General features: G+C 38.0%; 12 protein-coding genes, 1 other RNA gene and 1 other annotated feature. Of the genes, 2 read left to right on the top strand and 11 right to left on the bottom strand.

What is annotated here, in order from left to right:
* Positions 1–3 precede the first annotated feature (3 nt).
* From BW724_RS07910 to BW724_RS07880, 7 genes are all read right to left on the bottom strand, one after another.
* Entirely contained in the window at positions 4–471 is a 468-nt protein-coding gene (locus BW724_RS07910; protein WP_088074714.1) for a PRC-barrel domain-containing protein, read from the bottom strand.
* 25 nt (positions 472–496) lie between these two features.
* Positions 497–2,815 (bottom strand): SF1B family DNA helicase RecD2, encoded by a 2,319-nt coding sequence (locus tag BW724_RS07905; protein WP_088074713.1) that lies wholly within the window; start codon positions 2,813–2,815, stop codon positions 497–499.
* Between the two features lie 16 nt (positions 2,816–2,831).
* A complete protein-coding gene (locus BW724_RS07900) occupies positions 2,832–3,491 on the bottom strand; it encodes a tetratricopeptide repeat protein (protein WP_088074712.1) in 660 nt (219 codons plus the stop codon).
* 238 nt (positions 3,492–3,729) lie between these two features.
* Positions 3,730–4,836, bottom strand: coding sequence for a tRNA 2-thiouridine(34) synthase MnmA (mnmA, locus tag BW724_RS07895; protein ID WP_088074711.1), 1,107 nt, complete (start codon positions 4,834–4,836; stop codon positions 3,730–3,732).
* 22 nt (positions 4,837–4,858) lie between these two features.
* Entirely contained in the window at positions 4,859–5,998 is a 1,140-nt protein-coding gene (locus BW724_RS07890) for a cysteine desulfurase family protein (RefSeq protein WP_088074710.1), read from the bottom strand.
* An 89-nt stretch (positions 5,999–6,087) separates the two neighbouring features.
* A complete protein-coding gene (cymR, locus tag BW724_RS07885) occupies positions 6,088–6,507 on the bottom strand; it encodes a cysteine metabolism transcriptional regulator CymR (protein ID WP_088074709.1) in 420 nt (139 codons plus the stop codon).
* The gene (locus BW724_RS07880) at positions 6,491–7,144 is read right to left on the bottom strand and encodes a YczE/YyaS/YitT family protein (RefSeq protein ID WP_088074708.1); all 654 of its coding nucleotides are present in this window, start codon (positions 7,142–7,144) and stop codon (positions 6,491–6,493) included. The genes cymR and BW724_RS07880 overlap by 17 nt, the downstream gene beginning before the upstream one ends.
* A gap of 303 nt (positions 7,145–7,447) precedes the next feature.
* On the opposite strand from BW724_RS07880, the gene BW724_RS07875 reads away from it, so the two are divergent.
* Positions 7,448–8,788: an AAA family ATPase gene (locus tag BW724_RS07875; protein ID WP_088074707.1), complete on the top strand. Its 1,341-nt coding sequence runs from the start codon at positions 7,448–7,450 to the stop codon at positions 8,786–8,788.
* 154 nt (positions 8,789–8,942) lie between these two features.
* Positions 8,943–9,605, top strand: a complete 663-nt coding sequence (locus BW724_RS07870; protein ID WP_088074706.1) for an RsfA family transcriptional regulator — start codon at positions 8,943–8,945, stop codon at positions 9,603–9,605.
* A gap of 78 nt (positions 9,606–9,683) precedes the next feature.
* On the opposite strand, the gene ssrS is transcribed toward BW724_RS07870, so the two are convergent.
* From ssrS to BW724_RS23550, 4 genes are all read right to left on the bottom strand, one after another.
* Positions 9,684–9,869: non-coding RNA, 6S RNA (gene ssrS, locus BW724_RS07865), on the bottom strand.
* A 482-nt stretch (positions 9,870–10,351) separates the two neighbouring features.
* Positions 10,352–12,133 carry an aspartate--tRNA ligase gene (gene aspS, locus BW724_RS07860; protein WP_088074705.1) on the bottom strand — a complete coding sequence of 594 codons (1,782 nt, stop codon included), beginning with the start codon at positions 12,131–12,133 and terminating at the stop codon, positions 10,352–10,354.
* 7 nt (positions 12,134–12,140) lie between these two features.
* Positions 12,141–13,415 carry a histidine--tRNA ligase gene (hisS, locus tag BW724_RS07855; RefSeq protein WP_088074704.1) on the bottom strand — a complete coding sequence of 425 codons (1,275 nt, stop codon included), beginning with the start codon at positions 13,413–13,415 and terminating at the stop codon, positions 12,141–12,143.
* A 108-nt stretch (positions 13,416–13,523) separates the two neighbouring features.
* Positions 13,524–13,764, bottom strand: a binding site (T-box leader).
* Positions 13,765–13,821: 57 nt separating this feature from the next.
* The gene (locus tag BW724_RS23550; RefSeq protein ID WP_176371342.1) at positions 13,822–13,998 is read right to left on the bottom strand and encodes a hypothetical protein; all 177 of its coding nucleotides are present in this window, start codon (positions 13,996–13,998) and stop codon (positions 13,822–13,824) included.
* Between the last annotated feature and the right edge of the window lie 116 nt (positions 13,999–14,114).

The following is a 14,114-nucleotide window of genomic DNA, read 5'->3' as shown; positions in this document are numbered from 1 at the left end:
CGTTTATTTTACGACGAAGGATTCCTCTGTCTCTATTAATGGTGATTGTGGTTTAAAGACCTTTATACCATGTTTTAAATCAGAGAATAATCCTTCCGATATTTCATACCCTACAATTTTTCCCGAATCTGGTAGAAAATATACGTCCTCTATGATTCCAATGATAGAGCCGTCCTTTTCTCTTAACGTCTTACCGAAAGAATGTCCACTTCCATCTACAAACCTTTTATTAAATTTATATACTGTTTTTAAAGTTGTTCCTTCCTTCACATATACACCATTTCCATCTTCATCAGCTATCTTATCAAGGGGAAGAAAGTGCTTTTTTGACCACCAACGATGATCATGGACCCAGTAGCCTTGAACTGCCGCTTCCCTTTCCGTTAAAATTAGATCCGTAATTTTGCCTATATATTTGTTTTTCTTCTCAAAAAAAACAGGCGTTCCCTTAACTTTTTTTAATGACCGCAAAAGGAATCACTCCTTCATTTGGTCATTAGTCTTGGGAAACACCATCATTTTCATACAAGTATTCTTTTTCCATCATTATATAATCTAATTTTTCTCTAAGTGTCGTATGTCTCATTAAGTCATTATTATTTGTTACTGCCATTTCAAGAGCTGACCATTCACCACATAGTAGAAGGTATTCCTTTGCCCGAGTAATTCCTGTATATATCAATTTTTTTCGTAACATTCTATAATACCCTTTTACTACAGGCATAATTACGATTGGGAATTCACTCCCCTGGGATTTGTGAATAGAACAACAATAAGCATGGGTAATTTGAGCTAAATCAGGCTTCGTATACGTTACTTCGATACCATCAAAGGAAATCACAATCTTTAGCTCTTTATCTGTATTTTCTTTTGCTAAGAAGATAGCTACAATCTCGCCCCTATCTCCATTAAAAACATTTTCCTCAGGATTATTTACTAACTGTAAGACCACATCACCTACACGATAAACAACATTTCCAAAAGGAACTTCTCGTCGTTGATCTGATGGAGGATTAAATAATTTTTGAAGCATATCATTTAAGTTTTCTACTCCAGCAACCCCTCGATACATAGGAGCTAAGACTTGTATTTCCTTAGCCGTAAAACCACGCTTCATTGCGCTCTCACAAATCTGCTTTACAGCTTCTGGCACGTCCGTTTGAACACAAGGAAAAAACCGCAAATCTTTACTCTCTTTATCTATTTTTTCAGGTAGCTCGCCACCTTTAATTTGATGGGAAAATTCAATAATTTTAGAGCCCTCAGACTGTCGGTAAATATCAGTCAGCTTAACTGATGGTACTTTGCCTGAAGCTAATAAATCAGCGAGTACTTGACCTGGTCCTACAGATGGTAACTGATCTTCATCTCCCACTAACACTACTTGCATCGTATTTGGGATTGATTTGAACAACTGATTAGCTAGCCATGTATCTACCATGGACATTTCATCAAGAATAATTAATTCCCCATCTAGCTGCTCAGCATGGTAGTCCTCATCCGTTGTATCTTCTGTCCCGTTTAAGCCTAATAATCGATGTATGGTTGACGCAGGAAGACCTGTAGATTCGCTCATTCTTTTTGCAGCTCTACCTGTAGGAGCAGCCATCAACACAGGAAACTTATCCTTCTTGCTATAATCATCAGGGTTAACTGAGATCCCATTTAGTTCTCCGAAAACTTCAATTAAACCTTTAATAACGGTCGTTTTCCCAGTACCTGGTCCACCTGTTAATATCATAATTGGTGACTTAATAGCTTCCTGGATTGCTTCCTGCTGAGATTTCGCATAACTAATACCTAACTTTTCTTCCACGTTTCCTAGGGCCTTATAAAACTCAGATTCTGGAAAGTGATCAGGTTCTCTTCCATTTTCTATCAAACGTCTAATATTCGTTGCAATTCCTTGTTCTGCAAAACATAAAGAAGGGAGGTACATTCTATTCTCTTCAATGACTACCTTCTTTTCATCACCTAGGGCAATCACTTGATCAGCAATGTCCAAGGCAGAGATTTCTTCTCCCCCACCAGCCTCAAGTAGTTCCTTCGCATCGGTCACAATTGTTTCGGTAAAAACAAAAACATGTCCTTCATTAAGGGAGTTCTCAGATAATGTATAAATAATCGCAGCTTTTATCCTATCTGGGTGATTTCCAGTTAATCCTTGTTTTCGACCGATCATGTCTGCCTTTTGAAAACCAATCCCCACGACATCCTCTGTCATCTGATATGGATTTTCTTCAATCACCCTCAAGGCGTCCATTTTATAGGTCTGAAAAACCTTCATGGCCAACTGTAATCCAAATCCATATTCATATAAACGCATTAACACTTGCTCAATGCCTTGGTCATCTAGTAGCTTTTGATATATTTCCTCGGCTTTACTCTGCTTTATACCTGGAATGGTATCTAGTGCTGACCGATCTTGAATAATCATTGAAATGGCGTCTTTTCCTAACGAATCTACTATTTTCTCAGCCGTTTTCCTACCAATGCCAGGAAATCGATCACTAGATAAATATAGAATTATCCCCTGCTCTGTTTCAGGTATGACTTTGCGAAACTGCTCTACTTTATACTGTTTTCCAAATCGAGGGTGCTCAGTAAAATAACCATGAAATAAATAGGTTACATCATATTCAGGTTTCGGAATCATCCCTACAATTGTTGTTTCTTTATCATCAATCGGAGTGGAGGATTCTGTTAGCTTAATTTTTGCAACCGTATAAAGAGTATCTTCATTATGAAAAATAAGATGGGCTAATTCACCTTTAATAAAATCCTTTTCACTTTCAGGACGTACTCCTTCATCCATGGAACCTCCACTCCAATCACTCTGACAATAACTTTTCTACCTGCTTTTTACCATTAGCACTTAACACATGATCAGGTTGAATCTCCAATGCTTTATTGAACATTTCAAGAGATTTTTCAAATTCATTTTGAAACGAGTATGCTACACCTAAGTTAAAGTGACTATCTGCATGTTCAGGATCCAACTCAATAACTTTGTTAAAAACCTTAACTGCTTCATTCACTTGCTCTAGTTGTGCTAACGTTAAGCCGTATTGGAAATTCGCCTCTATATCCTCTGGATTTATTTCAACAGCACGCTGCAAACTTGGAAGGGCCCTTGTTAAATCGCCTTGATTGTAAAAGCTCATACCTAACATATAGTAGACATCCCCTTCAGTCAGTCCTTTGTTTAGGGCTTCCTGGTAGGAATCAATCGCTTCTAAATACCTCTCTTGGTTAAAAAAAGCATTCCCCTTACCATAATAAGCAGTTGCTAAACTTTCATCTAGTTCAATAGCTTTGTCATAGAATACAACTGCACGTTCCTCTTCCTTAACAGCAGCTAATAAATTCCCAAAATTCACATACGAGATTGCATCTCCTGGATTTTCTTCAATGGCTTCATTTAACAGCTTAGCCGCTTCCTCAACATTTCCCTTTTCCATCTCTAAAACTGCTAATTTATTTTTATCCATTCATTTAACGCTCCTTGTAATTCACCTAAGAAGGTTGGATAATAGGTGTTTATCTGAAAGAACAGCGATGCATCACCTTAGCGGAGGAAATATACGAAGACTCCTGCGGGATTAAAGGCAGGGATAAGACCCCGCAGATGCAAAGGCATCGAGGAGGCTTATCAGCCGCCCGCGGAAAGCGAAGTATATTTCCGAAGCGCATTTTATAAGCAATTGATCTGTACATTCCAGTTAAACACTATTGCCCAAGTTTCTTAAGTGCTTTGTCGATGACACCGCCACCTAAACACACGTCACCATCATAAAATACAACGGATTGACCAGGCGTAATTGCCCTTTCTGGTTCATCGAACGTTACTTGTACAGTGTCATTATCTAATTTCGTCACTGTAACCCCTTGATCCTTTTGGCGGTATCTAAATTTAGCTGTACAGTGGAAGGAGTCACCTGATCCATGATTACTGATCCAATTCACTTTTTTTGCAATCAAGCCTTCAGAATATAATGCAGGGTGATGGTAACCTTGGCCAACAATTAAAGCATTATTTTCTAAATCCTTATCTAGTACAAACCATGGCTCTCCAGCTCCACCAATTCCTAGGCCTTGACGTTGGCCTAATGTGTAATACATCAGTCCATCATGCTGACCCTTTACTTCACCTTCTAATGTTCTCATTTCCCCTGGTTGAGCAGGCAAATATTGGCTTAAAAATTCTTTAAAATTCCTTTCACCAATAAAACATATACCTGTGCTATCCTTTTTCGTAGCAGTAGCCAAATCAGCCTCTTTCGCTATTTCCCTAACTCTTGGCTTTTCTATTTCTCCAATTGGGAATAAAACCCTACTTAATTGTTCTTCGCTCAAGGCGTTTAAGAAGTAAGTTTGATCTTTATTATCATCTACTCCTCTTAACAGCTGTACGCCACCACTTTCATCACGTTGAATTCTAGCATAATGACCTGTTGCTACATAGTCAGCACCTAATGTCATGGCGTGGTCTAAAAAGGCTTTAAACTTAATCTCCTTGTTACACATAACATCTGGGTTTGGTGTCCTACCAGCACGATACTCATCTAGAAAATAAGTGAACACTTTGTCCCAATATTCTTTTTCAAAATTAACAGCATAATAAGGGATATCCAGTTGATTACAAACACGGATCACATCATTATAATCTTCCGTTGCTGTGCATACACCATTTTCATCCGTATCGTCCCAATTCTTCATAAAGATTCCTATTACCTGATAGCCTTGCTCCTTTAATAAATAAGCAGCTACCGATGAATCCACCCCACCAGACATTCCAACTACTACACGAGTGTCTTCTCGCTCTTTGGTTGTCATCAAGAGTAATCCCCCCTTTCTTCTATTTAATCAATCGTTTAATTACATTTGCAGTCCGACGAGCCCCTTCTTCCACTTGATCCATCGTTAAGCCATAGCCAAAACTGTATCTAATAGCCGAATGACTTCTCGAAATATCGTCAAACATAGCTGTTAGTACGTGAGAAGGATCAATAGAGCCTGCAGTACATGCCGAGCCACTAGATACTGCTACACCATCTAAATCTAAATTAGTTAAAATTGATTCTACATTTAATCCTGGGAAGCTTACATTTAGAATATGAGGTAAATAGTAGGAACTACTGCCATTATACGTGTACTGAATGTCCTCTTCATGGAAGATTTCGAGGATTCTTTTACGATATGCATCATATGTGTTTTTTCTTTTTTCCTGTTCCATGGTCGCGATTTCCACAGCCTTTCTAAACCCTACGGCTGCTGCAACATTTTCCGTACCTGCGCGGCGTTTTCTTTCCTGTTCTCCACCATGGAGAAGTGGTGTAAGATTCTTACCCTTTTTTACATATAAAAAGCCAATCCCTTTTGGACCATTAATTTTATGTGCCGATACGGCCAGAAAATCTACCTTCAGCTCTTTCACATCGATTGTTTCCAGACCAAAAGCTTGTACCGCATCAGTATGGAAAGCAGCTTGATGATCAGTTAGTATCGCTCCAATTTCCTTAATTGGCTGTACTGTTCCTACTTCATTATTCCCATACATACATGAAACTAGGATGGTGTCTTCGGTCAGACACTCCTTAATAGCATCAGCAGACACTCTGCCTGATTCATCAGGATCAACATAAGTTACTTCAAACCCCTGTTTTTCTAAAAATTCAAAAGTATGAAGTACTCCGTGATGTTCAACCTTTGTCGTAATCATGTGTTTACCTTTATTTTCATTTGCCAATGCATAACCTATAATTGCCATATTATCCGCTTCTGTACCGCCACTTGTAAATACAACCTCTTCAAAAGAAGCCCCAATTGATTTAGCAATATACTCTCTTGCTTCGTCAAGAGCCCTTCTAGCTTCACGACCAAAATGATGGATGCTAGACGGGTTACCAAACACAGACTCATAATATGGTTTCATTGATTCGAAAACGTCAGGGTGCATGGGTGAAGTAGCAGCATGATCAAGATATATTCTATTCATTTTTAACACCTTCTATTTTACATCGTAAAGAAAGTGAGGACTATTGAATTAAAAGCTCCCCACTTTCCTCCAATTATATATAGTTTCGACTAAATATAAAACATATAGTACTCCTGGTCACCTTTATCTTCATAATTTGCCAGATCAGCTAATGTTGTACTATCTAAAACATTCTTCACTGCATCTCGAATTTTAATCCAAAGATCACGTTTTGCTGGTTCTTCATCATCCACCACTTCAACAGGACTAATTGGTCCTTCTAAAACTCTAATGATGTCGCCAGCAGTTATATCTTCAGGTGGCTTTGATAACATATATCCACCATATGCTCCCCTAACACTTTTTACTAAGGTTGCATTTCTTAATGGTGCAATTAGTTGCTCCAAATAATGCTCAGACAAGTTATAGTCTTTTGCAATAGACTTTAATGAGATTGGACCTTCTCCGTATTTTTTTGCTAATGCCATCATAATAGTTAAACCGTATCTACCTTTAGTGGATATTTTCAACTTTAACCCCTCTTTCCATTCTCCGATCCATCCAATTTTGACACAATGATAATGATATTCCTGTAACGTGTCCTATCGTGAGACTAAATAAAATGGTACCTACAAATACTGGTCCTCCGAGAAACCATCCAATGGTCAAAACAAAGACCTCCATTATAAACCTGACTTGTGCCACAGATAGCTTCGTTCTCTGTGAGACAGCAAGCATCAGACTATCCCTCGGTCCTGCACCACACTGTGGGGAAATATATACCCCGATACCAAAGCCCGTAATGATAATACCAGCTATTAACATTACTCCTTGACCAAGGAGTGATACAGGTGTTGAAAATACAAACAAAAATATGTCTACAAATACACCTACTAAGATCATATTAAGGAAGGCTCCTAATTTAGGAAATTCCTTCGTTAAGATAGCTGCACTAGATAATACGATAAAACCCATTATTATCGTCCAGCTTCCTACTGTCAAACCAACCTGCTGTGTTAAGCCCACGTGAAGAACATCCCAAGGGGCACTGCCTAAGTCAGCTAAAATGGTAAGTGCAATTCCAAAACTCATGATTATTAACCCTATTAAAAATATGCCCCATTTAAATAGAGAGCTATTTTTATTCCATTGTTTTACTCTCTCCACTTACCCGACTCCCTTGCAAAATATTATAATAATTAAGAGATTATAGTAAAATAAAATAAGTACCTATAATACTATAAGATTACTCTGAATGTTTAAAGCAATTATACCATCATGCCTATATTGTTGCTATAGACAAAGAATATTCCTTGCAACTCATTTTACCCATATGGAATAAACATTTATAATAAAAATGGATGAAATGTTTCTCTAAATTTTAACTACGATTGTTATATAAAGCAATTAAATAACCCTAAAGTCACAAAATCTTTGTAACTTGAAGTGTTAATTAAAGGAGGAAATAAGTTGGATCTCTTTGATATGACCAACAGTAATAATAAAGAAACACCAAAAGGTCCCCTGGCAGCTCGCATGCGACCACGGACCATTGATGAAGTAATAGGACAAGGGCATATTGTTGGAGAAGGCACCTTACTTCGACGTGCCATTGAAGCAGATCGACTTACACCAATGATTTTTTATGGCCCACCTGGGACAGGAAAAACAACATTGGCAAAGGTGATTGCAAACTCTACCTCCGCCCATTTCGAACAATTAAATGCTGTTATAGCTGGTATAAAGGATATTAAAGAAGTTGTTACCCGCGCGAAAGAACGTCTAAAGTATGAGCAAGAAAAAACGGTACTTTTTATTGATGAGATACACCGTTTTAATAAAGGACAACAGGACGCACTTTTACCTTTTGTGGAGGACGGAACAGTCATCTTAATCGGAGCCACAACAGAAAATCCAATGTTTGAAGTTAATCCCGCCCTTAATTCAAGATCTAGGTTATTTCGATTGGAATCTCTATCTAGTGAAGATTTAAGAAAAGTAATCGATGTTGCCATAACCGACTCTGAGAGAGGCTTTGGAAACTATGATATTTCATTTAATGAAGAGGCTATTAATCATATAGTAGATGTTGCTAATGGTGATGCAAGAACAGCACTCAATGCTTTAGAGCTAGCAATATTAACTACCGATCCAAACGAAACTGGAACAATCTATATAGACTTACCTACTGCAGAAGCTTCCATACAAAAACGGGTATTGCAATATGATAAGTCTGGAGATCAACATTATGACACTATCTCTGCCTTCATTAAAAGTATCCGAGGTTCAGATCCAGACGCTACATTATATTGGCTAGCGAAAATGATTTATGCAGGCGAGGATCCTAGATTTATTGCAAGGAGGTTATATGTGCATGCCGCAGAAGACATTGGTTTAGCAGATCCTAATGCATTACTAATTGCACAAGCTGCAGCCCATGCAGTAGACTTTATCGGAATGCCAGAAGCAAGAATACCACTGGCAGAGGCAGCACTTTATTTAGCTACTGCCCCTAAAAGTAACGGCGTTATCTTGGGTATCGATGATGCACTACAAGTTGTGGAAAAGGAAAAGACAGGTACTGTCCCTATCCACCTACGAGATTCTCATTATAAAGGGGCTTCAAGGTTAGGTCATGGTGAAGGTTACAAATATCCGCATAACTACGAGCATCATTATGTTCCTCAACAGTATCTCCCAGACCATCTTGTTTCAAGAAAATTTTATAAGCCCTCAGAAAATGGGTATGAAAAGACAGTACAGAAACGATTGGATTACTTTGTCCAAAGAAAATCTCATGATAAAGGATAAGTCTATTAGATCAATCTTTTTCTGACAAACTTTTATTGACATCTAAAATCCTATGAACTTTTTAATATGTTGGTATATTTTTTTCCAACCCTGTCCATCTTAGTAATAAACAAATTAATTACTAAAAGTTTATGAATAGAAAGGGTTGGAGAAAATGAAAGTAAGACAAGATGCATGGTCAGAAGAGGATGATCTATTACTAGCAGAAACCGTGCTGCGGCATATAAGGGAAGGCGGAACACAATTACGAGCATTTGACGAAGTTGGGGACGCATTAAACCGTACATCTGCAGCATGTGGTTTTCGCTGGAATGCAGTAGTAAGAGACAAATATGAGGACGCAATAAAACTAGCAAAAAGACATCGTAAGGATAGAAAACGCCAAATGGCTCAGGCTGCAAAGCCAGCTTCATTCACGTCTCAACCGCAAGCACAGTCAGTTTATCAGCCTGCCCCACAAGTACCAATTCGTCAAGAAAGTACTGTTTCCATGAGTAATAATGAGATGACATTAAATGATGTCATTCTATTTTTACAAAACATGAACGAAAAAGGTAGACAAGACAGCCTGTTGAAACAAGAGAATGAAGGATTAAAGATGGAAAATGAACGTATGAAAGAAAAAGTGTCTGACTTAGAGGAAAAACTAGCAAAATTAAAAGAGGAACATCAAACAATAGAGGAAGACTATCAATCCATTATCCAAATTATGAATCGAGCAAGAAGAATGGCAATCTTAGAAGAGGATCCTGAGGATCGAAATGCTCCTGCTTTTAAGATGGACAAGAATGGAAACTTAGAAAAAATAGCAAAATAAAAAGCACGCCTCAAAGTGGGGCTTGCTTTTTTGTTTTAAAGGCAGACACAAAAAAACACCTAATAAGGTGCTAGTAATAAGAGTCCCATGAGTGCCGTTTATCATCCTTGCTTTGAACCTGCCTAGGCAGGTGGGTGTTCGGTTCATCACTTCTGACTTCCTCAAAAATTATGTAGAGGCTTGTCTTCCATCATGAAACAAAAAACTCCCAATGTTGAAGTGTTGGCTCAAAACTTAGAGTTATGACGCGCACCCCAGGACTCTTAAAATGTAATCGCTTTAATTAAATTTTATATGATTTGTTGGTAGAATTCAATAGGCATCATATGGGTATTTATTAGCTGTCTACTAATATAATTCCCAAAAATATAAAATAAAAACCTTTTTTTAAAAATTATTTAAAAAGAGCCTGTCCCAAAGTAAAAGTTTTAATTGAAAAGACGAACAATAATTATTAAAGCGTAGCAAATATACGAAGTGCCTCTTCCTCTGCGAGCATGAGCTACGAAGCGTATCCGTCGAGGCAACTCGAAGCATATTCGTGAAGCAACGCTCGTTCCTGCGGGATAGAAGGCAGGGGTGAGACCCCACAGACGCAAAGAGTCGAGGAGGCTCACCAGCCGCCCGCGGAAAGCGAAGTATATTTGTGAAGCGATGTATAAGCAATAGTGACCTTTTTGTTTGTTCGGCTTTTCTAAGAATAATACACCTTTTGGTACAGCCTCTCGTTTATAACTCATTCTAAATTATTCTTTTTCTTGTTTTGGTACAACATTCAAATGTAATTCCTTTAGTTGTGCATCACTTACGCCGCTTGGTGCATTTGTAAGTAAACAACTAGCACTTGCTGTCTTTGGAAACGCAATTGTTTCCCTGAGATTACTCCTACCAGCAAGAATCATTACTAGACGGTCAAGACCTAGTGCAATACCACCATGTGGCGGGGTACCGTATTCAAAAGCGTCTAGAAGGAAACCAAACTGACTTTTTGCTTCTTCCAGAGTAAATCCTAATGCACTAAACATTTTCTCTTGTAATGGACGTTCATAAATACGCTGCGAACCTCCACCTAATTCATAACCATTTAACACGAGATCGTAAGCTTCTGCCCTTACTTTTTCTGGTGCTGATTCTAGTAATTCTTCATCCTCCTTCACAGGACGTGTGAATGGGTGATGTTCTGCAACATAACGTTCTGCATCTTCATCATACGATAGGAGCGGAAACTCAGTTACCCATAGGAAATTAAATTCATTATAATCAACTAGATTTAATTCTTTCGCAAACTTAATACGAAGAGCTCCTAGAGCATCCCAAGCAACTCTCTTTTTATCAGCAATGAAGAACAGGACATCACCTGCATTAGCTTCAAAGGCTGAGCATAGTGTAGCTGCTTCCGTTTCATTAAAGAATTTTGCAATAGGTCCTTTTAAAGTATTTCCTTCTTCCACTTTAAGCCAAGCTAACCCTTTTGCACCGTATACTTCTACAAACGATCCAAGACCGTCTAAGTCCTTACGAGAATAGTTGTCAGCTACACCTTTGACACAGATCCCCTTAACGACACCATCATTTTTAACTGTATTTGCAAACACTTTAAAATCACTGTCTTGTACTGCTTTGGATATATCCACTAATTCCATTCCATATCTAGTATCTGGTTTATCTGATCCAAAACGATTCATAGCATCCTCATACGTTAACCTTTGGAAAGGTGTTGGCACATCAATGCCTTTTAATTCTTTTACAAGACTTGCCATCATTTGTTCCATCATCGAAAGTAGATTTTCTTTACCTAGAAACGAAGCTTCAATATCTACTTGTGTAAATTCAGGTTGACGGTCTGCTCGAAGATCTTCATCTCGGAAGCACCTTGCAATTTGATAATATCGTTCAAATCCAGATACCATTAACATTTGTTTAAATAATTGTGGGGATTGCGGTAATGCATAAAATTCCCCTGGATGAACCCTAGAAGGCACTAAGTAGTCCCTTGCCCCTTCTGGTGTACTTTTTGTTAACATTGGCGTTTCAATTTCCATAAACTCATTTTCATCTAAAATATCACGTATCATTTTAGTAGCTCTATGACGTAATTTCATCGTTTCAAACATTTTTGGACGACGTAGGTCGAGATAGCGATACTTTAATCGAACATCCTCAGAAATCTCCACATCATCTTCAATTAAGAATGGTAGTCCCTTTGCTGCATTCAAAATTTCAATATGATTAACAATTACTTCCACTTTTCCTGTTGGAATTTTGTCATTCACATTGCTTTCTTCTCTAGCAACTACTTTCCCTCTTATCTCGATTACAAATTCATTTCTTACTTTTTCTCCAACTGATAGAGCTTCAGGGTTCTCTTCACCATTGAAGACAACCTGTACATGGCCAGAACGATCACGAAGATCTACGAAGATAACCTGTCCTAAATCACGACGTTTCTTCACCCAACCTTGTAAGCATACTTCCTCTCCAATTAAATGTTCTAGTATTTCACCACATGAATGTGTTCGTTGTCCCATTATTTATCTATTCCCCTTTCCTTTGCTCAATGAATGCTGATATTTGATCGAACGGAACTGTCTCCTGATCTCCTGTTGCTAATGTTTTTACAAGAATATTACCTTCTGCTAATTCATCTTCCCCTAATATGAGCGCATAAGCTGCATTCATTCTATCAGCTGCTTTCATTTGGGCCTTCATTTTTTTATCTAAATAATCGCTGTCTACGACTACCCCATGACTTCTAAGGTCATGTAGTATCTTCGGTGCCCTTTTCTTCGGTTCCTCACCAAGAACGATTAAATATGCATCTAAGCCTTCTTGCACTGGCAACTCTATTCCTTGTGCATCTAGTGCCATTAACAATCGCTCGATACTTAAGGCAAAACCTATACCTGGAGTAACTGGTCCTCCAATCTCTTCTACAAGGCCGTTATATCTTCCACCTCCACTTAACGTGGTAATAGCTCCAAATCCTTTACCCTCTATCATAATTTCAAAGGCAGTATTGTTATAGTAGTCAAGTCCTCGTACCAAGGTTGCATCCACTTCATATGGAATATCCATATCAGATAAATAGCCTTTAACACTATTAAAGTAATCCTTAGATGCTTCATTTAAATATTCTAGTATAGAAGGAGCTGAATCCATTAATTCATGTTCACGATCAATTTTACAATCTAATATACGTAATGGATTTTTTTCCAAACGTTTTTGGCAATCTTGACAAAACTCTGTAATACGAGGTTCAAAATGCTTGATTAGTGCTTCACGATGGTTCGTACGACTTTCCTTATCTCCGAGACTATTGATGACTAATTTTAAATTAGTTAATCCTAATTCTTTATAGAAATCCATTGCTAATGCAATAACTTCAGCATCAATTGCTGGATCATCACTTCCCATAGCTTCCACACCGAATTGTACAAATTGACGCATTCTTCCTGATTGTGGGCGCTCATATCTGAACATTGGCCCTACATAATACAACTTCACAGGCTGATATACCCATCCGTGCATTTTGTTTTCCACATACGATCTAACAGTGGAGGCTGTCCCTTCTGGTCTAAGGGTCAAGCTTCTACCTCCACGATCCTCAAAAGTATACATCTCTTTTTGAACTATATCTGTTGTATCCCCAACACCCCGAGCAAATAGCTCAGTCATTTCAAACATCGGTGTCCGAATCTCTTTGTAATTATAGCGGCGGCAAAGGTCATGTGCCTTCTGCTCTATATATTGCCACTTCTCAGATTGTCCAGGTAAAATATCCTGGGTTCCCCTTGGGATATTAAAATTCATTCTATTTCCTCCTCTATATCGCTCAATAAACATTTATTATGTATAGCTAGCCATACTAAGAGCGCTTTACAACTTTAGGCATCAAAAAAACTCCCATCCCTGAACTATGTCAGGGACGAGAGTTTATATTCCCGTGGTACCACCCTAGTTGAAGCTTAAAAAATAAAAGCTTCCACTTAATCAGATAACGCCTGATATACGATTTCCCCTAATAAAATATATTGTTCTTTCAGGGAAATACCTAAGGAGTGTTCATTCATAAAGGACCATGTGGAAATGTTTACAGCCTATGACATTTCCTCTCTGTTCACGGAGTTACTTTACTACTATTCTCCCTCATTGGTTTTAAATCAATTTTTTACTTATCATAAGCATTGTTTAAGCACCTGTCAAGGTTTTTTTAAAACTAGCTTCTTTCAATTTTCTTCTTTAACGTTTTGACCTCTTTTAGAGAAAGTCCAAATTCACTTGCAATTTCATAATTATCTGCATTTTGTTCTAACTCCGTAAACCGATGAAGATTGACACCAAGAAGTCTTGAATTAGGGTTTGTGAAACGTTCATGCTGTTGTCCTGATCTCATGTTTGATTCCCTCCACTTTTTTTACAGTTTGACCAAAAAAAGCAAAGGTTACTCATTTGATATAAGATTTTTTATTTTTCATCGACAATAGGACTTTTATTTTTTAGGTTTCCGTC

It is taken from the genome of Litchfieldia alkalitelluris, assembly GCF_002153425.1.
Taxonomy (GTDB): Bacteria; Bacillota; Bacilli; order Bacillales; family Salisediminibacteriaceae; genus Evansella; species Evansella alkalicola.
Note: the sequence above shows the minus strand (reverse complement) of the source record. Positions and strands in the feature narration are given on the sequence as shown.